The sequence below is a fragment of the Streptomyces sp. NPDC093795 genome (assembly GCF_044764665.1).
GTDB lineage: Bacteria > Actinomycetota > Actinomycetes > Streptomycetales > Streptomycetaceae > Streptomyces.
This window is the reverse complement of the sequence record NZ_JBIWIO010000002.1, coordinates 514278-535312: the sequence shown is the minus strand read 5'-3', so window position 1 is coordinate 535312 and position 21035 is coordinate 514278. Positions and strand designations below refer to the sequence as shown.

Genomic DNA, 21035 nt, shown 5'->3' with positions numbered 1-21035 from the left:
GCCGCTCGTCGGGCGCCGGGGTCTCGATCATCGCGGCCGCGGCGGTCTCCCGTTCGACCCAGCGGGCGTAGTCCTCGCTGACCCGGTTGACCCGGGTGGCGAGGATCTCGGGCGTCCCGTAGTCGTGGGCGGCGAGGAGGTGCGCCTCGAGGGCCGGGTAGCGGGCCTCGGTGGTCTTGAGCACCACCTGCCACTCCTCGGCGGTCTCGATCGCGCCCCGCCAATGGTAGACGGAGGTGACGGGCCCGACGATCTGCGCGCAGGCGGCGAGCCGGGCCTCGACGGCGCCGCGCGCCAGGGCATCGGCCTTGGCGCGCGCGTCGGTGGTGGTGGTGACGGTGACGATCACGTCTCCACCGTAAGGGCGAACTGGGCCGCGTGCAGTCGGGCGTACGCCCCGTCGGCGGCGAGCAGCTCCTCGTGGGTGCCCTGTTCGGCGATCGAGCCGCTCTCCATGACCAGGATCGTGTCGGCGTCCCGGATCGTGGAGAGCCGGTGGGCGACGACGAAGCTGGTCCGTCCGGCGCGCAGGGAGGACATCGCCTGCTGCACGAGGAGCTCGGTGCGGGTGTCGACGGAGCTGGTGGCCTCGTCGAGGACGAGGATCACCGGGTCGGACAGGAAGGCGCGGGCGAGGGTGATCAGCTGCTTCTCGCCGACGCTGAGGCCGCCGCCGTCCTCGTCGAGGACCGTGTCGTACCCGGCGGGCAGGGTCCGGACGAACCGGTCGGCGTGCGCGGCCCGCGCCGCCTCCACGATCCGCTCCCTGGAGACCTCGCCGGGCACCCCGTAGGCGATGTTGTCGGCGATGGTGCCGCCGAAGAGCCAGGTGTCCTGGAGGACCATGCCGGTGCCGGAGCGCAGTTCCTCCCGGGTCATCGCGGCCGTGTCGACGCCGTCGAGGGTGATCCGGCCGCCGGTGACCTCGTGGAACCGCAGGAGCAGGTTGACCAGGGTCGTCTTGCCGGCGCCGGTGGGGCCGACGATGGCGACGGTCCTGCCGGGCTCGACGGTGAGCGACAGGTCCTCGATGAGCGGCTTGCCGTCCTCGTAGCGGAAGGCGACCTTCTCGAAGGAGACCCGGCCGCGGAGTTCGGCGGGGCGCTGCGGGTCCTTCGGCTCCGGGGACTCCTCCTCGGCGTCGAGGAGGTCGAAGACCCGCTCGGCGGAGGCGACCCCGGACTGGAGGAGGTTGGCCATGGCGGCGACCTGGGTGATGGGGCCGTTGAAGTCGTACGAGTACTGGATGAAGGCCTGCACGTCGCCGACGGAGAGGGTGCCGCTCGCCACGCGGAGGCCGCCGACCACGGCGATGGCGACGTAGTTCAGGTTGCCGACGAGGGTCAGCGCGGGCTGGATGAACCCGGACACGAACTGGGCGCGGAAGCTCGCCCGGTACAGCTCCTCGCCCAGCTCGTCGAAGCGGCGGACGGCCTCGGCGCGGCGCCCGAAGGCGACGACCTCGGTGTGGCCGGTGATCATCTCCTCGACGTGGCTGCCGAGCCGGCCGGTGACCGCCCACTGCTTCACGAACTGCGGCTGGGCGCGCCGCCCGACGAAGGCGGCGACGGCGACCGAGACGGGCACGGTGGCGAGGGCGACGAGCGCGAGCAGCGGGGAGATCCAGAACATCATCGCGAGGACGCCGATGAGGGAGAGCAGGGCGCGCGTCATCTGGCTGAAGGCCTGTTGGAGGGTCTGGACGATGTTGTCGATGTCGTTGGTGGTGCGGGAGAGGACCTCGCCGCGCGGCTGCTTGTCGAGGTAGGTCAGGGGCAGCTTCGCCAGCTTGTGCTGGGTCCGCTCCCGCAGCCGGTGTCCGGCCCGCTGGACGACGGTGGTGGCGATCCGCAGCTGGACCCAGGTGAGGAGGGACGAGCCGGCGACGACCACGACGGAGAGGGCGAGGATCCGGCCGACGGCCGCGAAGTCGACCCCGGCGGGGCCGGTGGCGCCGGTGACGACGAGGTCGGTGGCGCGGCCGAGGAGGAGCGGGCCGAGGACGGAGAGGGAGACGGCCGCGGCGCCGGCGGCGAGGACGGCGAAGAGGCGGGCCCGGTCGGGGGCGAGGGTGCGGAGGAGGCGGAGGCCGGAGGAGCGGAAGGAGAGGGAGCGTTCGAGGGCGGGGGTGGGGAGGCCGGGGCCGCGCTGGGGGGTGGCGGGGCCGGTGCGGGCGGGGGCGGTGGGGGTGGTGCGCGCAGGAGTGGTGGAGGTGGTGCGGGCCGGGTCGGTGGGTGGTTCCTCCGTGTGGCTCGCCGTGGCGGTGCTCATGCGGCTTCCTCCTCGGTGAGCTGGGAGAGGACGATCTCCCGGTAGGTGGCGTTGTCCCCCATGAGGGACGTGTGGGTGCCGGTGCCGACGCTGCGGCCCCGGTCGAGGACGACGATCCGGTCGGCGTCCCGGATGGTGGAGACTCGCTGGGCGACGATGACGACGGTCGAGTCGGCCGTCTCCTCCCGCAGGGCGGCGCGGAGCCGGGCGTCCGTGCGGGGGTCGAGGGCGGAGAAGGAGTCGTCGAAGAGGTAGAGGCGGGGGCGGGCGACGAGGACCCGGGCGATGGCGAGCCGCTGGCGCTGGCCGCCGGAGAAGTTGGTGCCGCCCTGGGAGACGGGCGCGTCGAGCCCGTCGTCGAGGTTGCGTACGAAGTCGGCGGCCTGGGCGACTTCGAGGGCGTGCCAGAGTTCCTCGTCGGTCGCGTCGGGCTTGCCGTATCGGAGGTTGGTGGCGACGGTCCCGGAGAAGAGGTACGGCTTCTGGGGGACGAGTCCGACGGTCTTCGCCATCAGCTCGGGGTCGAGTCTGCGGACGTCGACGCCGTCGACGAGGACCTCGCCGCCGGTGGCGTCGAAGAGCCGGGGCACGAGTCCGAGGAGGGTGGACTTGCCGCTGCCGGTGGAGCCGATGATCGCGGTGGTCTCACCGGGCCGGGCGACGAGTCCCACGTCCTTGAGGACGGACTCCTCGGCGCCGGGGTAGCGGAAGTCGGCGCCCTTGACCTCCAGATGTCCCCGCCGGTCGAGCGTGCGCACCGGGTCGGTCGGCGGCACCACGCTGGACTCGGTCGCCAGGATCTCGCCGACGCGCTCCGCGCCCGCCTCGGCCCGGGGCATGTGCATGAGCAGGAAGAGGACCATCATCACGGACATCGAGGTCTGGAGGAGGTAGCCGAGGAAGGCGAAGAGCCCGCCCGGCTGGAGGGCGCCGGCGTCGATGCGGTGGGCGCCGACGTACACGAGGGCGACGGTCGTCAGCTGCCAGACGATGAGGACCGTGGGGAACATGAGCGCCTGGAGCCGGCCGGCCCGGAGGCCGACGGAGAGGAGTTCGTCGTTGGCTGCGGCGAACCGTTCCCGCTCGTGCCGGTCGCGGACGAAGGCGCGGACCACCCGGACACCGGTGATCTGCTCGCGCAGTACCCGGTTGGCGCCGTCGATGCGCTCCTGCATGCCGCGGAACAGGGGCCGCATGCGCAGGACGACGGCGCCGACGGCCCCGGCCATCACCGGCACGAAGAGGAGCAGGACCAGGGCGAGGGGCACGTCCTGGCGCAGGGCCATGGCGATGCCGCCGAAGCAGAGGAGCGGCGCGGCGACCAGCATGGTCAGGACGAGGACGGCGAACGTCTGGACCTGCTGGACGTCGTTGGTGGTACGGGTGATGAGGGAGGCGGCGCCGAAGCGGCCCCGCTCCCGTGCGGAGAAGTCCTGGACCCGGCGGAAGACCTCGGAGCGCAGGTCACGGGCGACGCCCATGGCGATCCGGGCGCCGGTGTAGGTGGCGGCGGCCGCGGCCGCCGCCTGGAGGAGGGTGACGGCGATCATCGCGGCGCCGCCGCCGAGGACACGGCCGGTGTCCCCGCGCAGGACGCCCTGGTCGATGACGCCGGCGTTGAGGGTGGGCAGGGCGAGGGAGGCCAGGGTCTGGACGAGCTGGAGGGCGACGAGGAGGACGAGGAGGGCCCGGTAGGGCCTGAGGCGGGGGACGAGGAGACGCATCAGCATGGCGACAGGCCCTCACTTGCCGTACGGGGTGGCCGACTTGGCGTCCTTGAGGGCGCGACCCCACCAGCCGATCTGGTCGAGGAGTGCCTGGGCCGCCATGTCGGCGCCGGCGGGGTCCTTGTGCTGTCCGTTCTCGTCGAACTGCCCGTGGGCGTTGTGGAAGGAGACGGTCTCGCGGACGGTGACGGCGTGCATCTCGGCGTAGACCTGGCGGAGCTGCTCGACGGCCCGCAGGCCGCCGGACAGGCCGCCGTAGGAGACGAAGCCGACGGGCTTGGCCTGCCATTCGGTGTAGTGCCGGTCGATCAGGTTCTTGAGGGAGGCGGGGAAGGAGTGGTTGTACTCGGGGGTGATGACGACGAAGGCGTCCGCGGCCTCCAACACCGGTGTGACCTTGGCGAGTTCGGCTCTGACGGCCGGGGACGGATCGTAGGAGAGGGAGGTGGGGAGGTCGACCTCGGCGAGGTCGACGACGGAGACGGTGAAGTCCTCGCGCCCGGCGAGGCGGGAGCGGAACCAGTCGGTGATGACGGGGGCGAAGCGGCCGTCGCGGTCGCTGGCGACGACGAGGGCGAGGGAGAGGGGACGGGTCCGCGTGGAGTTCGTGAGGTCCATGGGGATGATCGTGGTACCTCAACCTTTGTTGAGGTCAAGCGGTGTTCCGGCGGGGCCTCCAAGGCCCTTTCCCCGGACGTACGGTGAGGGCATGACGACTCAGCCCCGGCACATCGAGATCGACGGCGTCCCCGCCACCGACCCGGCGCTGATCGCCGCCCTCATGACCGGCTTCGGCCACTTCACGGCGATGCAGGTACGGGACGGGCGCGTGAAGGGCCTCGACCTGCACCTCGCCCGCCTGGACCGCTCCACCCGTGAGCTCTTCGGCCGGGAACTGGACGGGAAGCGGATCCGGGAGCTGATCGGTGGCGCCCTGGAGGCGGCCGGGGTGCGGGACGCCTCGGTGCGGGTGTACGTCTACCCGGGCGTCCGCGTCGCGGTGACCGTCGCGCCACCGGCCCCGGACGGCCCCGGGGCCCCGCAGCGGCTGACGACCGTCGAGTACTGGCGGCCCGCGCCGCACATCAAGCACCTGGGCGGCTTCGGCCAGAGCTACCACCGCGAGGCGGCCGTGCGGGCCGGCTGGGACGAGGCCGCGCTGATCTCCCCGTACGGCGAGATCGCCGAGGGCGCCGTCACCAACATCGCCTTCTGGGACGGTACTTCGCTGGTCTGGCCGTCGGCGCCCTGTCTGGAGGGGATCACCATGGCCCTCCTGGAGACCCGCCTGGAGTCGGTCCGGCGCCCGGTCACCCTGGCCGGCCTGTCCGGCTACCGGGCCGCGCTCGTGACCAACTCCCGGTCCATCGCGCCGGTGACGGCGATCGACGAGGTGACGTTCGCGGTGGACGAGGAGCTGATGGGACGGGTGTACTCGGCGTACGACTCGGTGGAGCCGGAAGCGCTGTAGAGCGGTACGGGGTTCGGAGCCGTACGGGCCACTGTCACGACGGTACGGGGAGAGACATCGGACATGGTCGCGAGATACGTGGTCTCGCCGCGCGGCGGTCGTCGCGCCCACCCCGACATCGCGTCGGCGCTCCGCGCGGCCGCCGCGCGGGGCCGGGCGGCGCTGATCGAGATCGCGCCCGGCCGGTACGAGGAGTTCCTCGACGTCAGGGGTGACGTGGAGCTGGTCGCGGCCGAGGGCGCCGGCTCCGTCGTCGTCGGACCGCCCCGCGGCCCCGTCCTGACCGCGGCCGGATCGGTCAGGATCCAAGGACTCACCCTCGTCGGCCGTGAGTCCGTCGTCGTCGGCTGCCACGCGGGAACACTCACGCTCGACCGCACGGAGGTCTGGGCGCACGGCGGCGTCGGGGTGCACGCCTCGCCGCGCACCTCCGTCACCCTGCGGGACAGCGTGGTCGCCCACGGCCGGACGCTCTTCACGGGGGGCGTGGGGCTCGTCGAGCGGTGCCGTTTCACCGACGCGGCGGACAACGCGATCGCCGTGATCGAGGGCGCCCGGGTCACGGTCCGGGGCAGCAGGATCGAGGGCAGCCGGATCCACGGCCTGCGGGTCAGCGACGCTCAGGCGGAGGTCGTCGGCTGCGAGCTGACCGACACCGGGCAGGCGGCCCTCATGGCGGACACCCGGGCGCGGCTCACCGTCGCGGACTGCGCGATCACCTCCGTCCACGGGGAGGGGATCATGTTCATCGAGCAGTCCCGGGGCTCCGTCGACACCACACGGATCACCGGCGCGCGGCACGGGATCGCCGCGGCGAGCGGCGCCGACCCGGTGGTGCGCGGCTGCGTCCTCACCGACTGCCGCGACACGGGGATCAACGTCCAGACCACGGCGAGGGGGCGGTTCGAGGACTGTCAGGTCCTCGGCGCACGCAATATCTCGGTGTTCGTGACCACCGGCGGCACGCCGGAGGTCCACGACTGCCGTATCTCCCGAGGCAACGTCGGCATCGCCGTCACCGAGGGGGCCGGAGGTCACTTCTCCCGGATCGGCATCGAGGATCTGACGAACTCGGCGCTGCGGGTCCGGGACGGAGCGGAGGGCCTGTTCGAGCAGGTCCGGGTGGACCGCTGCACGCTGGGCCTGGACACCAAGGGGGACGGTGGCACCTCGGCCGGCCTCACCGATGTCGTGTTCCGCGACTTCGAGACCGCGGTGACCGCGCTCGGCCGGTCCAGGGTCACGCTCGAAGGCGTGACGGCGGAGCGCGGGGCGGTGGGCTTCTTCGCGGGCGAGGAGGCGCAGCTGCTCGTGCGCGGCTGCGAGGTCACGGCCGTGAGCGTCTGCGGAGCCGCCGTCGGCGGCCAGGGGAAGCTCTCCGTGCGGAACCTCACCGTGAAGGCGTCGGAGGGGGCCGGTGTCTCCGCGAGCGACTCCGGCTACGCGGACGTCGCGCACAGCGAGTTCACCGACTGCGCGAGCGCCGGCGCCGTCTTCACCGACGAGGGCGGGGGCCGTCTGGTGGACTGCGCGGTGAACGGGACGGAGGGGCCCGCCGTACGGCACAACGGCCGCGTCGAGCTCGTCTCGCTGCGCACGTCGCTTCCGGTCGTACAGATCCGCCCGGCCGAGCCGGCGCCGACGATCATCAACAACTACACGGGCCCCGTGATCCACGGCCCGGTCCACAACAGCCAGTTCACCTGGAACAACAAGAACGTCAACCAGCACCAGACGACAGAGGACGGTCCGGCACATGAGTGATCAGCGGAACCCGCAGCCCCCCGGCGACGGCCCCGTCTTCCACGGCTCCGTCTCGCACTCCCAGTTCGCCTGGAACAACGAGACGGTCACCCAGAACCAGCAGAGCAACACCGCGGTCGCGCCGGGGTACGAGGCGCTCGCCGAGCGGGTGAACGAACTCCTCCGGCAGCTGCCCCAGGCGGGCCTCCCCGAGCAGGACCGCGAGGACGCCGCCGCGGCCGCCGAGGAGGTCCTCGCGGAGATCACCCGGCCGGAGCCCGTCGAGGAGGGCAGGGTACGCCGGGCGCTCGCCACCCTGAGGGGCGCGCTCGCCCCGGTGGCGACGGGCGTCGCGGCCGGTACGACGATGGGGGCGCAGGAATGGGCCCTGGCGGCGATCGGCGGCCTGACCGGGACCGGATAGGTCACCCGTTCGGCACGGGGTGTCACCTGACGCCACGTAACCCGCTCTGACCTGCGTAAACCTTCGAAATCCAGGCGACATACCGTATCGGACGGCCCAATCCTGATGCCTCATCAGGAGGCGCGGCGCGCGCGGCGGCTCTTATCTCGGTCACAGAAGGCCGTTCCGGGAAGTCCCTCCCGGGAGGACCGCACCGCTCGACCGCTCGCGCGCCCCGGAGGCCCCCATGCGCACCACTGTCCGCCTGTTCACCGGTACCGCGCTGGCGGTCGCCGCCCTCGGAGCCCTGGCCGCCCCCGCGGCGTTCGCCGGGAACTCCGAGACGCTCGAGGTCTACCCCTCCGAGGCCTCCCCCGGCACCACCATCACCGTCAACACCCTCGCCTGCGGCAAGCACGGCCGCGGCGTCGGGGACGCGAACTCGCTCGGCGCGGGCGAGTTCCACCTCAGTTCGAGCACGCACAAAGAGGTCGTGGTCGGACAGTTCACCGTGCCGGAGCACGCCAAGCCCGGCACCTACGGCATCAGTGTGGCCTGCGACAACGGGAAGACGGCCCGGGGTGACCTGACGGTCAAGCACCGGCGTCCCAGCGGCCACGTCCAGACCGGTGTCGGGGGCAGCGTGGGCCCCGACACCGCCCAGGTCACGGCGGGCGCGGCGGTGCTGGCCGCGGCTGCCGTGGGCGGGGTCTGGCTTCTGCGCCGCCGGGCGAGCGGCGCGCAGGGGCACTGAGACCACCCGCCTGTCCTGCCCCCGCCGCGCGCCCGTAACCGGCCCGGCGGGGGCAGGGCCACATCCCGCCCACCAGGGGCGGCCGCCCCGCCACGTACCGACCCGGCCGGGGGCGTCCGCCGCCCCCGACGACCCCGCCCCCGCCACGCACCGACCGAGGGAACCCCGTGAGCAACAGGAGCAAGGGCTGGGGCATAGCCGTGGCCGCCTGCGCCGGTCTCTGGCTCGTCCAGAACGGCTCGGAGCACGTCACCCCGCCCGTACCGTCGGCCGCGCAGGCCTTCGCCGCCGGGCCGAGCGTGCACACCGACGCGGCCGCCGATCCACTGCCGCCCTCGGCCCCGGTCCGGCTGCGCATCCCCGAGACCGATGTGGACACCCCGATGATGCGGCTCGGTCTGGCCCGGGACGGTTCGCTCGACGTACCGCCGGCCGGGAACCGGAACATGGCCGGCTGGTACGCGGACGGCACGCCGCCCGGCGCCAAGGGCACGGCGATCGTCGCGGGTCACGTCGACAACGCCGAGGGGCCCGCCGTGTTCTACACGCTCGGCGCGCTGAAGAAGGGCCACCGGATCGAGGTGGACCGGCAGGACGGCAGGACCGCCGTGTTCACGGTCGACGCGGTCGAGGTGTACGAGAACAAGGACTTCCCGGACCGGAAGGTGTACGACGAGACGGGCCGCGCGGAGATCCGGGTGATCACCTGCGGCGGCGGCTTCTCGAAGAAGAACGGCTACCAGGGGAACGTGGTCGCCTTCGGCCACCTCATCGGGGTGAAGTAGCCGGGCCGGTCACGCCCACTGGTCGAAGGCGAGCTTCGCGACCAGCGAGAGCACCACGACGAGCAGCACCCCGCGCACGAACTCGGCGCCCTTGCTCAGCGCCATCCGCGCCCCGACCATGCCCCCCGTGAGGTTGAAGAGCGCCATGACGGCCGCCAGCTGCCAGTAGACGCTGCCCTGGTAGGCGAACATGGCGAGCGCGCCGGCGTTGGTGCAGACGTTGACGATCTTGGCGGTGGCGGAGGCCGTCACCAGGTCGAGGTGGAGCACGGCGGTCAGGGCGAGGACCAGGAAGGTGCCGGTGCCCGGCCCGAACAGGCCGTCGTAGAGACCGAGGCCGCCGCCGACCACGACGATGGCGGTCACGATCCGGGCCCGGGTCAGCGGCGCCCGCTCCTCCCCCGCGGGCTTCGCGCCGAACGACGGCCGCAGCACGACGAAGGCCGCCACCGCGAGCAGCACCACCATGATGACCGGGCGCAGGACGTCGCTGCTGATCCCGGCCGCGAAGAAGGCGCCGCCCATGGAGCCCGCGAGGGCCGCGAGCCCGATGCGTACCGCCGTCCAGACCTGTACGGGCGCCTTGCGGACATAGGTGACGGCGGCCCCGGTGGTGCCGACGATCGCGACGGCCTTGTTGGTGCCGAGGACGTGGGCGGCGGGGACGTTGGGGAGGCCGAGCAGCAGGGCGGGTATCAGGAGCAGCCCGCCACCGCCGACCACGGCGTCGATCCAGCCCGCCACGAGGGCGGCTATGCAGAGCAGGACAACGGTGGTCAGCGTGATCTCGGGCATGTCCGTGAGCCTAGGGAGATGATCGTTGGCCCGTCCGTCGATCGCCTGATCGTTGAGCTACCTCTGAGGTTGCGTATACGGAAATCCGCAGCTCCGGCCCGCCGCCCGGGTCCTTGCAGACGGGCGTGAGCCGAGGCTCACGGCGGGTTGATCCCGCCCGGGCCTCACAGCGCGCCGGGCCGGGGGCGGAGATCAGCGTTCCGTACGGGAAACAGTCGGGATGCCGTCGGGTAACACCGGCCGCGCACGCTTCCCTGTATGAGTACACGGATCGTGGTGGTCGGGGGCGGAACGGCGGGCGCCCGGCTCGCCCAGCGCCTGCCCGTCACCCTCCTCGGCGAGGAGCCGCACGCCCCCTACAACAGGGTGCTGCTCGCCGACGTCCTCGCCGGGCGGTACGCCCCCGAGGTGATCGCCCTGCCCGAGACCCGGGAGCCGGTACGGCTCGGGGTGCGGGCGGTGCGGATCGACCGGGCGGCGCGGACGGTGGAGTGCGCGGACGGCTCGCTCGTCGGCTACGACCGGCTGGTCCTGGCCACGGGCTCCAACCCGGTGCTGCCGCCGCTGCGCGGACTGCGCGGGGCGGAGCTGCCGGAGGGCGTCCACGCCTTCCGTACGCTCGACGACTGCCTGGCGCTGCGCGACCGGGTCCGGCCCGGGGTGCGGGCGGTGGTCATCGGCGGCGGGCTCCTCGGGGTCTCGGCGGCGCGGGCTCTCGCGGCCCTCGGCGCGGAGGTGGTCCTCACGCAGCAGGGCGAGCGCCTGATGGAACGCCAACTCGACGCGTACGCCTCGGAGCTGCTGCGCGAGCACATGGAGGCGCTCGGGGTCGAGGTGCACACCGAGTGCCGGGTGAGCGGGCTGCGGCAGCGGGACGGGGCGGTGACGGCGGTCGAACTGGCCGACGGCTTCGTCCTCGACGCGCAGGTCGTGGTGCTGGCCTGCGGGGTGCGGCCGCGTGTCGCCCTCGCCCGCGAGGCGGGCCTTGACGTCGGTCGGGGGGTCATGGTCGACGACGAGCTGCGGACCTCGGATCCGTACATCCACGCGGTCGGCGACTGCGCGGAGCACGAGGGCCGTGTCTACGGCCTGGCGGGCCCGGCCCTGGAACAGGCAGACCACTTGGCGACCCTGCTCTCGGCCGAAACGGCCACGGACGGCGCCCTGAGCGGCGCCGACGCCCCGGGATCCCCGTACACCGGCACCCGCGCCCTCACCCGTCTCACCCTCGGTGGTGCCCACCCCCTCGACCTCGCCGCGTTCGGCGAGGCCACCCCTCAGCCGGGCGACGACGTCGTCCAGCTCACCGACGCCACGCGCAGCGCGTACCGGAAGGTCGTCGTCCGCGGGGACCGGCTCGTCGGGGGCGTCCTCCTCGGCGACCTGGCCGCGGTCGGCTCGCTCGCCCAGGCGTGGGAGGGCGACGAGGCCCTCCCCGACGCCCCCCTGCTCCACCTGCTCACCCACGACGGAGGCTCCTGACATGAGCGCTGACATGACGGCCGCACACACCCCCACGATCGTCCTGGTCGGCCACGGAATGGTCGGGCAGCGCTTCCTGGAGTCGCTCGCCGAGCGTGGCGTCACCGAGCGGGCCAGGATCGTGGTCCTCTGCGAGGAGCCGCGCCCCGCCTACGACCGCGTCCAGCTGACCTCGTACTTCTCCGGCAAGACGCCCGACGACCTGTCGATGGTCGAGGCCGGCTTCATGGAGAAGCACGGCATCGAGCTGTACGTCGGTGACGCGGCGGAGTCGGTGGACCGGGAGGCCCGTACGGTCACCGCCCGCTCCGGCCGGGTCTTCGCGTACGACTCGCTCGTCCTGGCCACCGGCTCGTTCCCGTTCGTGCCGCCGGTCCCCGGCAAGGACGCCCGCGGCTGTTTCGTGTACCGGACGATAGAGGACCTGCTCGCGATCGAGGAGTACGCGAAGACGGCGACGACCGGCGCGGTCGTCGGCGGCGGTCTGCTCGGCCTGGAGGCGGCGGGCGCGCTGAAGGGCCTCGGGCTCGACACCCACGTCGTGGAGTTCGCGCCGCGTCTGATGCCGGTGCAGGTCGACGAGGGCGGCGGCGCGGCGCTGCTCCGCACGATCGAGCGGATGGGCCTGACCGTCCACACCGGGATCGGCACGCAGGAGGTCGTGACGGCGGACGGCGCCGTGACGGGCATGAAGCTGTCGGACGGCTCCGAGCTGGCGACGGACATGGTGGTGTTCTCGGCGGGTGTACGCCCCCGGGACCAGCTGGCCCGCGACTGCGGCCTCACCGTCGGGGAGCGCGGCGGCATCGCGGTCGACGAGCTGTGCCGTACCTCCGACCCGGCGGTGTTCGCGATCGGCGAGTGCGCGCTGGCCTCGGACGGCCGGGTGTACGGCCTGGTGGCGCCGGGCTACGAGATGGCGCTGACGGTGGCCGCGACCCTGGCGGACGAGGTCGGGACCAGCTTCACCGGCGCCGACCTGTCGACGAAGCTGAAGCTGCTCGGTGTGGACGTGGCCTCCTTCGGTGACGCGCACGGCACGGCCGAGGGCTGCCTCGACGTCGTGTACTCGGACTCCCGCTCGGGTGTCTACAAGAAGCTGGTGATCTCCGGTGACGGGGTGCTGCTCGGCGGTGTCCTCGTCGGTGACGCCGAGCAGTACGGGCTGCTCCGGCCGCTGACCGGCACCGTGCCGCCCGTCTCCCCCGAGCAGCTGGTGCTCCCGGCGGGGGTCGGCGCGCCGGTCGCGCTCGGTCCCTCGGCGCTGCCGGACGACGCGGTGATCTGCTCCTGCCACAACGTGACGAAGCACGCGATCGGCCAGTGCGAATCGCTCGCCGAGGTGAAGAAGTGCACCAAGGCCGGTACGGGCTGCGGCAGTTGCGTGAAGACCATCGAGAAGCTGCTGCCGGCGGCCAAGGACAAGGGCCTCTGCGGCTGCTTCTCGTACACCCGGAGCGAGCTGTACGAGATCGCCCGCACCCTGCGGATCACCTCGTTCGCGGCGCTGCTCGACTCGCACGGACGGGACGGGGCCAAGGGCGGCGAGGGCTGCGAGGTCTGCAAGCCGACCGTCGGCTCGATCATCGCGAGCCTCGCCCCGACACTCGGCATCGGCGGCTACATCCTCGACGGCGAGCAGGCCTCCCTCCAGGACACCAACGACCACTTCCTCGCCAACATGCAGCGCAACGGCTCCTACTCGGTCGTGCCGCGCATCCCCGGCGGCGAGATCACCCCGGACAAGCTGATCGTGATCGGCGAGGTGGCCCGCGACTACGGCCTCTACACGAAGATCACGGGCGGCCAGCGGATCGACCTCTTCGGCGCCCGGGTGGACCAGCTCCCGGCGATCTGGACCCGGCTCGTGGACGCGGGCTTCGAGTCGGGGCACGCGTACGGCAAGTCGCTGCGCACGGTGAAGTCCTGCGTCGGGCAGACCTGGTGCCGGTACGGCGTCCAGGACTCGGTGAAGATGGCGATCCAGCTGGAGCTGCGCTACCGGGGTCTGCGCGCCCCGCACAAGCTCAAGTCGGCGGTCTCGGGCTGCGCCCGCGAGTGCGCCGAGGCGCAGTCGAAGGACTTCGGGATCATCGCGACGGCCAACGGCTGGAACCTGTACGTCGGCGGGAACGGCGGCGCGACCCCGCGCCACGCGGACCTGCTCGCGCAGGACCTGTCGGACGCCGAACTGGTGCGCCTGATCGACCGGTTCCTGATGTTCTACATCCGGACGGCGGACCGTCTTGAGCGGACGTCGACGTGGCTGGAGCGCCTGGAGGGCGGGCTCGACCACCTCAAGGACGTGGTGGTGCGCGACTCGCTCGGGCTCTGCGACGAACTGGAGGCCCTGATGGCGGCGCACGTCGACGACTACCAGGACGAGTGGGCGCAGACCCTGGACGACCCGGAGCGGCTGCGGCGCTTCGTCTCCTTCGTGAACGCGCCGGACGCGCCGGACCCGTCGGTCCGGTTCGTGCCGGAGCGCGACCAGATCAAGCCGGACCTCACGATCCTGACGCTCGGCAGGACGAACAGCACGCTGGAAGGGGCTTCCTCCCGATGACGACGACTCTCACCTCCCTCACCACCACGACGCTCGAAGTCTCCCCCGCCCCCGACGCATGGGTGACGGTCTGCGAGGAGTCCCGGCTGACCCCCGGCCGGGGTGTGGCGGCGCTGCTGCCGGACGGCCGGCAGGTGGCGGTCTTCCGGGACCGGTCGGGACGCCTTTACGCGATCGACAACCGTGACCCGTTCTCCGGGGCGCAGGTGCTGTCCCGGGGGCTCGTCGGCTCGGCGGACGGACGCCCGTTCGTGGCCTCGCCGCTCCTGAAGCAGCGGTTCGACCTGGAGACGGGGCAGTGCCTGGACGACGACGAGGTCGCGGTGGCGGTGTATCCCGTCCGGACCACGTGAGTTGACCGAGATTGCTTGACCGATCGTTCCAGATAGTCGTACGGTCCTCCTGTGGCCAGGACCAAGGAATTCGATCCGGACGCCGCGCTCCAGGCCGCCCTTGAGCTGTTCTGGGCGCGCGGCTACGAGGCGACTGCGATGTCGGACCTCGTGGAGCACCTCGGCATCGGCCGGGCCAGCCTCTACGCGACCTTCGGGAACAAGCACGAGCTGTACCTGAAGGCCATGGACCGCTACCTGGAGACCCGCGACCCGCGGCTCGTCGAGGAGCTGTCCGTGCCGGGGCCCGCCCTGCCGGCCGTCCGGACGCTCGTCCGCCGCTTCGCGGCCGAGGCGACGACGGAGGGGGAGCGCCTGAACGGCTGCTTCGTCACCAACTCGGCGGCCGAACTCGGGCCGCACGACCCGGTGGTGGCGCGCCGGGTCGAGCTCAGCTGGGAGCAGGTCGAGACGCTCCTGTACGCGGCGCTCACCCGGGCCCGCGCCGGGGGCGAGCTCCCGGCCGGTCGGGATCCGCGGGCCCTGGCCCGGATGCTCCTGGTGCTGCTCCAGGGCATCCGCGTGGTCGGCAAGGCGTCGAGCGACCCGGCGAGGGTCCGGGACGCGGCGGAACAGGCACTGAGCCTGCTGGACCACTGAGCCTGCTGGACCGAGGAACGGGCGCCCATGGGGCGCCCTCTCTTCGGGCTTCATATTGGAACGTACGGTCAAGTTCAAGGGGGAGACGGAATGGCCGCCACAAAGGCTGACGCGACGACCGCGCCGGTGCGGGAAGGGCCGCACACGGGCCCGGCGCGGGCCACCAGGAGCCACCGGCGCGCCGCGACGATCGCATCGCCCCGGTACGGCTTCGCCCTGCTCGGCGGTGTGCAGATGACACTGATCTTCACGCTCGCCTCCCTCGCCGTCCCCCTCCCCCGCATCGGCGCCGAATTCCGGCTCGAACGCGCCGAGTTGATCCTGCTGAGCGCCGCCTACGGGCTGACCTTCGCCGGGCTGCTCCTCCTCGGCGGGCGACTCGCCGACCGCTACGGCGGGCGCCGGATCCTCACCACCGGCCTCCTGGTCTTCGGCGTCGCCTCCGCCCTCGCCCCGCTCACCCCGGGGTACGAGTCGCTGCTCGCCGCCCGGTTCGGCCAGGGCGTGGGCGCGGCGCTCGTCGCCCCGGCCGCGATGGCCGTGCTCCGGTCCCTGCTCCCCGAACCGGCCGCGTACGGCAGGGCGATGGCCACCTGGGGCGGTCTCTCCGTGCTCGGCGCGACCGCGGGGAACCTGCTCTCCGGAGCTATCGCGGCCGCCACCTCCTGGCGCGGCACCTTCGCCGTCCCGGTCGCGGTGACCCTCGCCGCCCTCCTCCTCGCGCCCAGGCTGCTGCCCGCGACGCCGCCGGGCCGGGGCCGGTCACTCGACCTGCCGGGCGCCCTGCTCGCCACCGCGGGCATCACGCTCGCCAGCTACGGGCTCGTCCTCACCGACGCCCACCCCTGGGGCTCCGCCCCGGTCCTGCTCCCCCTCGTCGCCGGGCTCGCCCTGCTCGTCGCCTTCGGGGCCCTGGAGCGGCGGACCGCCGACCCGCTGCTTCCCCCGGACTTCCTGCGCGACGGCCGCCGGGTCCTGGGCCTCGCGGCGATCGGCCTCACGGCGGCCGGCACGGCCACGGTCTTCGTCCTGCTCTCCCTCTCCTTCCAGGAGCGGCGCGGCTGGGACGAACTGCTCACCTCCGCCGCCTTCGTGCCCTTCGCGGCCGTCCTGCTCGGCTCGGGACGCCTCGCGGGCCCGCTGATCGGGCGGTACGGCCCCGGCCGGGTGACCGCGGCCGGGCTCGGCGCGGCGGCGCTGGGCCTCGGGCTCCTCGCCGCGACGGGCTTCGACGCCTCCGTCCCGTACGCGTACGGGCTGCTGCCGGGGCTGCTCCTCCTTCCGGCCGGCGGCGCCCTGTCCTTCGCGGGCGCCGCCGTCCTGGCCACCGACGGCGTCCCGGCGCACCGGGCGGGGCTCGCGGGCGGTGTCCTGAACACGGCGATGGAACTCGGGCCGACCGTGGTCTTCGCCGCGCTGCTCACCCTGGGCGGCGACGCGGTGTCGGTGGCGGCCGCCGCCACCCTCTTCGCCGCTCTGGCCGCCGCCGTTCTCCGCTCCAAGTGACCACCTCACCCCTCCACGTTCCTCAAGGGAGTCGCACCATGTCCGCACGCTTCACCGACCGTGTCGTCCTCGTCACCGGGGCCGGTTCCGGTCTCGGCCGGGCCATCGCGCTCGCCTTCGCCGCCGAGGGCGCGAAGGTCGTCGTCGCCGGCCGCACCGCCGAGCCGCTCGACGCGACGGTCGCCCTGATCGAGGCCGCCGGGGGCACCGCCGCGGCCGTCACCGCCGACGTGGCCGGGGCCGAGTCCACCCGGGAGCTGGTCCGGCGTACGGTCGAGGTCTTCGGCGGTCTCGACGTGGCCGTCAACAACGCGGGGGTCTTCCGGGGCGGGCACAGCGCCGCGGACTTCCCCCTGGACGACTGGCGGACGCTGCTCGACATCAACGTCACGGGGGTGCTGCACGCCCTCCAGGCCGAGATCGCGCACATGCGGGCGCACGGCGGCGGGGCCATCGTGAACATCTCCTCGAACCTGGGCCCGCACGTCCGCATCCCCGGCGTCTTCGGCTACCAGGTCTCGAAGGCGGCCGTCTCGGCGATGACTCGGGCCGCGGCCCTGGACCACATCGCCGACGGGGTCCGTATCAACGCGGTCAGCCCGGGTGCGGCGGAGTCGACGATGTCGCTGCTGCCCGGCGAGACCGAGGCCGAGCGGGAGGTCCGGATGAAGGAGCAGTCGCCTCTGGGGCGTATCTCGTCCGCCGCCGAGGTGGCGGCCGCGGTGCTCTACCTCGCGTCGGACGCGGCGGGCTCCGCCGTCGGCACCGACCTGGTGATCGACGGCGGCGTCTCCGCCTGACGTCCGTGAGGCTCGTGGGGCTCGTAGGGCTCGTAGGGCTGCTCGTGAGGCTCGTGGGGCTCGTGGGGCTCAGCCCTGGGTGGCCGCCGGGTCCATCCAGAACAGCTCCCAGTGGTGGCCGTCCAGGTCGGTGAAGGAGCGGCCGTACATGAAGCCGAGGTCCATCGGCTCCTTCGCCGGGGTGGCGCCGGCGGCGAGGGCGGCGTCCGCCAGTTCGTCGCACTTCTCGCGGCTCTCGGTGCTCAGGGTGAGCAGGACCTCGGTGGTCCTGGTCGCGTCGGAGATCTCCTTGCCGGGGGCCGTGAAGGAGGCGAACTTCTCCTCGGTGAGGAGCATCGCGCAGATCGTGTCGCTGATGACGATGCACGCGGCGGTCTCGTCGCTGAACTGCGGGTTGGCGGAGTAGCCGAGCTTCTCGAAGAAGGCCCTGCTGGCGTCGAGGTCCTTCACGGGCAGGTTCACGAAGATCATCTGCGGGGCCATGGCGTGCTCTCTTCCTTCGGTCCGGCCCGCTCGGTGCGTTCCGGCGCTGTCAGAGGTAGGACGGACGTCCCGCCCGGAACTCATCGCTCTCCCGAGGATTCTTCGAGGATTTCCTCGCTCAGGCCACCGAGCGCAGCTCCAGTGCCGCCAAGGGGACGAATCCCCCGCTCCCGCCGCCGGTCTCCGCCCCGGGCCCGGCCAGGCGCCGCAGCAGGGCGAGGGCGATCCGCTCGCCCTGCTCCTTGGCCCGCTCGGCCCGGGGCCCGGCGTGGAGGCCGTCGACGGTGGCGTGCCAGAGCTGGACCCAGCGGCCGAAGTGGGCGGCGGTGAGCGGCCGGGCGGAGTGGAGGGCGGCGTGCGGGGCGAAGGCGTCGCGCCCGTAGTCGGCGGTACGGAAGAGGGCGCGCTCCCAGAAGTCGGTGATCCGCGGCAGGTGGACCTCCAGGTCGGTGCCGGCGATCTCGGTGAAGAAGGGCCCGATGAGCGGGTCGGCGAAGGCCGCCGTGTAGAAGCGGCGCAGAGTGACGTCGAGGTCGTCGCGGTCGCTGATGTCCCGGGTGGCGCGCATGCCCCCCAGTGTCCCCGCCGGGCCCGCCTCCCCCAAGTGCCGAAGGTCCTCCCCGGGAGCGGACCGTCGTCTTTGCCCGCCGCCCGCCGCTTCCGCTTCACCGCTTGTTGATGCACAGTCAACTCCGTACTCCTAGGTTCCGGAAGCGCGACCCTGCCGCCGACCGGTGCGGCGGGGCGGTTCACCACCCTTCTCAGGAGTGAGACGTGGAGCGACGCAGTTTCCTGCGTGGAGCGGTCATCGGCTCGTCGGCCGCCGCCTTCGGCGGCAGCCTGTGGCACGGCGCGGCGTTCGCCGCCCCCGCCCAGCCGGGCGCGGGCCCCTACGGGGCGCTCGGTGCGGCGGACTCGAACGGCATCCTGCTGCCCGCCGGGTTCACCAGCCGGGTGATCGCCCGGTCCGGCCAGACCGTGGCCGGCACCTCGTACACCTGGCACAACGCCCCCGACGGCGGCGCCTGTTTCGTCGACGGCACGGGCTGGATCTACGTGTCCAACTCGGAGATCAACCCGGGCGGCGGCGCGAGCGCGGTGAAGTTCAACTCGGCGGGCGCCATCACCGGCGCGTACCGCATCCTCTCCAACACCCGGCAGAACTGCGCGGGCGGCGCCACCCCGTGGAACACCTGGCTGTCCTGCGAGGAGGTCTCCCTCGGCTACGTCTACGAGTCGAACCCGTGGGGCGGCACCAGCTACCGCCGTGACGCGATGGGCCGGTTCAAGCACGAGGCCGCCGCGGCCGACCCGGTCCGCAAGGCGATCTACCTGACCGAGGACGAGACGGACGGCTGCTTCTACCGGTTCCTCCCGACCACCTGGGGCAACCTCTCCTCCGGCACCCTCCAGGTCCTCAAGGCCGGCACGGCCACCTCCGGCACGTTCACCTGGCAGAACGTGCCGGACCCGGACGGCTCCCCGACCACCACCCGTAACCAGGTCTCCGGCGCCAAGCGCTTCAGCGGCGGCGAGGGCTGCTACTACGCCAACGACACCGTCTGGTTCACCACCAAGGGCGACAACCGGGTCTGGCAGGTCAACCTCGCCGCCGGCACCTACGAGCTGGCCTACGACGACTCGCTCGTCTCCGGCGGCGGCGCCCCGCTCACCGGTGTCGACAACGTCACCGGCACCACCTCCGGCGACCTGTTCGTCTCCGAGGACGGCGGCAACATGGAGATCTGCGTGATCACCCCGGACGACGTCGTCGCGCCGTTCCTGCGGATCTCCGGCCAGTCCTCCTCCGAGATCTGCGGCCCCGCCTTCTCCCCCGACGGCAGGCGGCTGTACTTCTCCAGCCAGCGGGGCACGAGCGGCAGCTCCTCGGGCGGCATCACCTACGAGGTGACGGGCCCGTTCCGCGCGTAACACCGCAGGTCCACCGTCCGTTGGGCGCCGCCTAGCAGGGCGGCGCCCAACGGCGTGAGCGTGTGCAGGACCGCGTTGCCGTGGCGCAGGGTCGCGATCAGCCCGGCCTCGCGCAGGACGCCCGCGTGCTGGCTGGCCGAGGCGAGCGACACCCCGGCCCTCCGGGCCAGCTCGCTCGTCGTACCGCCGTCGCCGATGGCGTGCAGGACCGCCGAGCGGGTCTGGCCGACCAGCTTGGCGAGCGAGGAGCCCCCGGGCGCCCGGACCGTCGGCGCCTCGCCGTGGGTGACGGGGTAGACGAGGACCGGCGGCAGCGCCGGGTCGCGCAGCACGACCGGCGTCCCCCGGCAGAAGTACGAGGGCTGGAGCAGCAGCCCCCGCCCGTCGAGGTGGACGTCCCGGTCGACCGGGTAGTCGGCCTCCAGGACGGGCGCGCGCCAGCGCAGCATCGGCGGCAGGGAGGCGAGGAGTTCGTCCGCGCCGCCGTCGAGCAGCGCCCGGCCGCGGCGGGCCCGGTCCGCCTCGACCCGGGCGCGGATGTGCGGCCAGTACGGCTCGACGGCCGCCCGGTGATAGCTCCGCAGGGCCCCCACGAGCCGGTCGAAGGGCTCCGCGCCGCCGTCGGCGAGGGCACGGAGCGAGTGGGGTACGGTGCGGCCGCCCGACCGGTCCGCGGCGAGCAGCGAGAGCTCGGCGCGCAGCCTGCCGGAGCCGGTCGCGCGGATCGCCTGGAGGCCCTCGTCGAGCCCGTGGACGCCCTCCGCGGGCGTCAGGAAGTCGGGGAAATAGCCGCGGCTCGGGACGAGCGCGGCGAGCAGCCGGGTCTCACCACCGAGCCGCGTCCGCGTTTCGGAGCGCCATTCTCCGAAGACCACGGAGCCGCGCCGGTCCCTTAAACGGTGAAAACTCAGAATTGTTTCCCACAGAACATCCGGACGGGCTGCCGTCCGCACCCCCGCCAGGTCGTTTCCGGTGAAATGAATCCGCAGCATGACGTCCCCACCTGTGCACTCGCAACCACCCCCGACGACGAGTATGCACAGCATCACAGCACGTTACCAGGGTGTTTCAGCCACAGTTGAAAAGCATCGCGGCAATCGGGGCCGAAACGAAAAGCTGTGCGGGTCGGGCAGGAAACCTTCAGGACCGAGGTGACGTGATGAAGACCGTGGGGGGCTTTGCGCGTCCGGCGGCGGTCGGCGAGGGTTGCGGCTCACCTGCCCGGCATCGGTAAAGGGCGCGGCCTCCGGGTGGGGATCCGGGGGTCGCGCCCGCTCCGTTCTTTGCCGGAGAAACCGAAAGTTTAATGGCCAATAATTCAATCA

19 protein-coding genes and 1 pseudogene are annotated in these 21035 nt (G+C 72.7%); 12 read left to right on the top strand and 8 right to left on the bottom strand.

Annotation, left to right across the window (positions count from 1 at the left end; all coding sequences use genetic code 11):
* Positions 1 to 31: 31 nt before the first annotated feature.
* The 4 genes and pseudogenes from cutA to ACIRB7_RS07415 all read right to left on the bottom strand — a co-directional run.
* Positions 32 to 349 (bottom strand): annotated as a pseudogene (gene cutA / locus ACIRB7_RS07430) (divalent-cation tolerance protein CutA); the annotation flags it as partial.
* Positions 346 to 2271: an ABC transporter ATP-binding protein gene (locus ACIRB7_RS07425; RefSeq protein WP_403593643.1), complete on the bottom strand. Its 1926-nt coding sequence runs from the start codon at positions 2269 to 2271 to the stop codon at positions 346 to 348. The pseudogene cutA and the gene ACIRB7_RS07425, both read right to left, overlap by 4 nt.
* Positions 2268 to 4001: an ABC transporter ATP-binding protein gene (locus tag ACIRB7_RS07420; protein WP_403593641.1), complete on the bottom strand. Its 1734-nt coding sequence runs from the start codon at positions 3999 to 4001 to the stop codon at positions 2268 to 2270. The genes ACIRB7_RS07425 and ACIRB7_RS07420 overlap by 4 nt, the downstream gene beginning before the upstream one ends.
* A 12-nt stretch (positions 4002 to 4013) precedes the next feature.
* Complete coding sequence (locus ACIRB7_RS07415; RefSeq protein ID WP_403593639.1) at positions 4014 to 4616, bottom strand: NADPH-dependent FMN reductase; 603 nt, start codon at positions 4614 to 4616, stop codon at positions 4014 to 4016.
* A 91-nt stretch (positions 4617 to 4707) separates the two neighbouring features.
* Between ACIRB7_RS07415 and ACIRB7_RS07410 the strand changes: the two genes are divergently transcribed.
* From ACIRB7_RS07410 to ACIRB7_RS07390, 5 genes are all read left to right on the top strand, one after another.
* Positions 4708 to 5469, top strand: coding sequence for an aminotransferase class IV (locus tag ACIRB7_RS07410; RefSeq protein ID WP_403593636.1), 762 nt, complete (start codon positions 4708 to 4710; stop codon positions 5467 to 5469).
* A gap of 63 nt (positions 5470 to 5532) precedes the next feature.
* Entirely contained in the window at positions 5533 to 7233 is a 1701-nt protein-coding gene (locus ACIRB7_RS07405) for a right-handed parallel beta-helix repeat-containing protein (RefSeq protein ID WP_403593633.1), read from the top strand.
* A complete protein-coding gene (locus ACIRB7_RS07400) occupies positions 7226 to 7636 on the top strand; it encodes a hypothetical protein (RefSeq protein ID WP_403593631.1) in 411 nt (136 codons plus the stop codon). Before ACIRB7_RS07405 ends, ACIRB7_RS07400 begins: the two co-directional genes overlap by 8 nt.
* Before the next feature lie 226 nt (positions 7637 to 7862).
* On the top strand, positions 7863 to 8369 hold the full coding sequence (locus ACIRB7_RS07395) for a hypothetical protein (RefSeq protein WP_403593628.1): 507 nt from the start codon (positions 7863 to 7865) through the stop codon (positions 8367 to 8369).
* Between the two features lie 167 nt (positions 8370 to 8536).
* On the top strand, positions 8537 to 9154 hold the full coding sequence (locus tag ACIRB7_RS07390; protein WP_403593625.1) for a class F sortase: 618 nt from the start codon (positions 8537 to 8539) through the stop codon (positions 9152 to 9154).
* Positions 9155 to 9163: 9 nt separating this feature from the next.
* Here ACIRB7_RS07390 and ACIRB7_RS07385 read toward each other — a convergent pair whose 3' ends face one another.
* Entirely contained in the window at positions 9164 to 9949 is a 786-nt protein-coding gene (locus ACIRB7_RS07385; protein WP_403593623.1) for a sulfite exporter TauE/SafE family protein, read from the bottom strand.
* A gap of 258 nt (positions 9950 to 10207) precedes the next feature.
* Between ACIRB7_RS07385 and ACIRB7_RS07380 the strand changes: the two genes are divergently transcribed.
* From ACIRB7_RS07380 to ACIRB7_RS07355, 6 genes are all read left to right on the top strand, one after another.
* Positions 10208 to 11431 (top strand): NAD(P)/FAD-dependent oxidoreductase, encoded by a 1224-nt coding sequence (locus ACIRB7_RS07380; RefSeq protein WP_403593620.1) that lies wholly within the window; start codon positions 10208 to 10210, stop codon positions 11429 to 11431.
* Position 11432: 1 nt separating this feature from the next.
* Positions 11433 to 13997, top strand: a complete 2565-nt coding sequence (gene nirB / locus ACIRB7_RS07375; protein ID WP_403593617.1) for a nitrite reductase large subunit NirB — start codon at positions 11433 to 11435, stop codon at positions 13995 to 13997.
* The gene (nirD, locus tag ACIRB7_RS07370; protein WP_403593614.1) at positions 13994 to 14350 is read left to right on the top strand and encodes a nitrite reductase small subunit NirD; all 357 of its coding nucleotides are present in this window, start codon (positions 13994 to 13996) and stop codon (positions 14348 to 14350) included. The genes nirB and nirD overlap by 4 nt, the downstream gene beginning before the upstream one ends.
* 51 nt (positions 14351 to 14401) lie before the next feature.
* Complete coding sequence (locus ACIRB7_RS07365; RefSeq protein WP_403593611.1) at positions 14402 to 14989, top strand: TetR/AcrR family transcriptional regulator; 588 nt, start codon at positions 14402 to 14404, stop codon at positions 14987 to 14989.
* A 90-nt stretch (positions 14990 to 15079) separates the two neighbouring features.
* Positions 15080 to 16495: an MFS transporter gene (locus ACIRB7_RS07360; RefSeq protein WP_403593609.1), complete on the top strand. Its 1416-nt coding sequence runs from the start codon at positions 15080 to 15082 to the stop codon at positions 16493 to 16495.
* 38 nt (positions 16496 to 16533) lie between these two features.
* Positions 16534 to 17295: an SDR family NAD(P)-dependent oxidoreductase gene (locus tag ACIRB7_RS07355; RefSeq protein WP_403593606.1), complete on the top strand. Its 762-nt coding sequence runs from the start codon at positions 16534 to 16536 to the stop codon at positions 17293 to 17295.
* 69 nt (positions 17296 to 17364) lie between these two features.
* On the opposite strand, the gene ACIRB7_RS07350 is transcribed toward ACIRB7_RS07355, so the two are convergent.
* Complete coding sequence (locus tag ACIRB7_RS07350) at positions 17365 to 17778, bottom strand: VOC family protein (RefSeq protein ID WP_403593603.1); 414 nt, start codon at positions 17776 to 17778, stop codon at positions 17365 to 17367.
* Between the two features lie 118 nt (positions 17779 to 17896).
* A complete protein-coding gene (locus ACIRB7_RS07345) occupies positions 17897 to 18346 on the bottom strand; it encodes a group III truncated hemoglobin (RefSeq protein ID WP_403593600.1) in 450 nt (149 codons plus the stop codon).
* Between the two features lie 206 nt (positions 18347 to 18552).
* On the opposite strand from ACIRB7_RS07345, the gene ACIRB7_RS07340 reads away from it, so the two are divergent.
* Positions 18553 to 19710, top strand: coding sequence for an alkaline phosphatase PhoX (locus ACIRB7_RS07340; protein ID WP_403593597.1), 1158 nt, complete (start codon positions 18553 to 18555; stop codon positions 19708 to 19710).
* On the opposite strand, the gene ACIRB7_RS07335 is transcribed toward ACIRB7_RS07340, so the two are convergent.
* Complete coding sequence (locus tag ACIRB7_RS07335; RefSeq protein WP_403593594.1) at positions 19680 to 20702, bottom strand: helix-turn-helix domain-containing protein; 1023 nt, start codon at positions 20700 to 20702, stop codon at positions 19680 to 19682. The genes ACIRB7_RS07340 and ACIRB7_RS07335 overlap by 31 nt on opposite strands.
* Between the last annotated feature and the right edge of the window lie 333 nt (positions 20703 to 21035).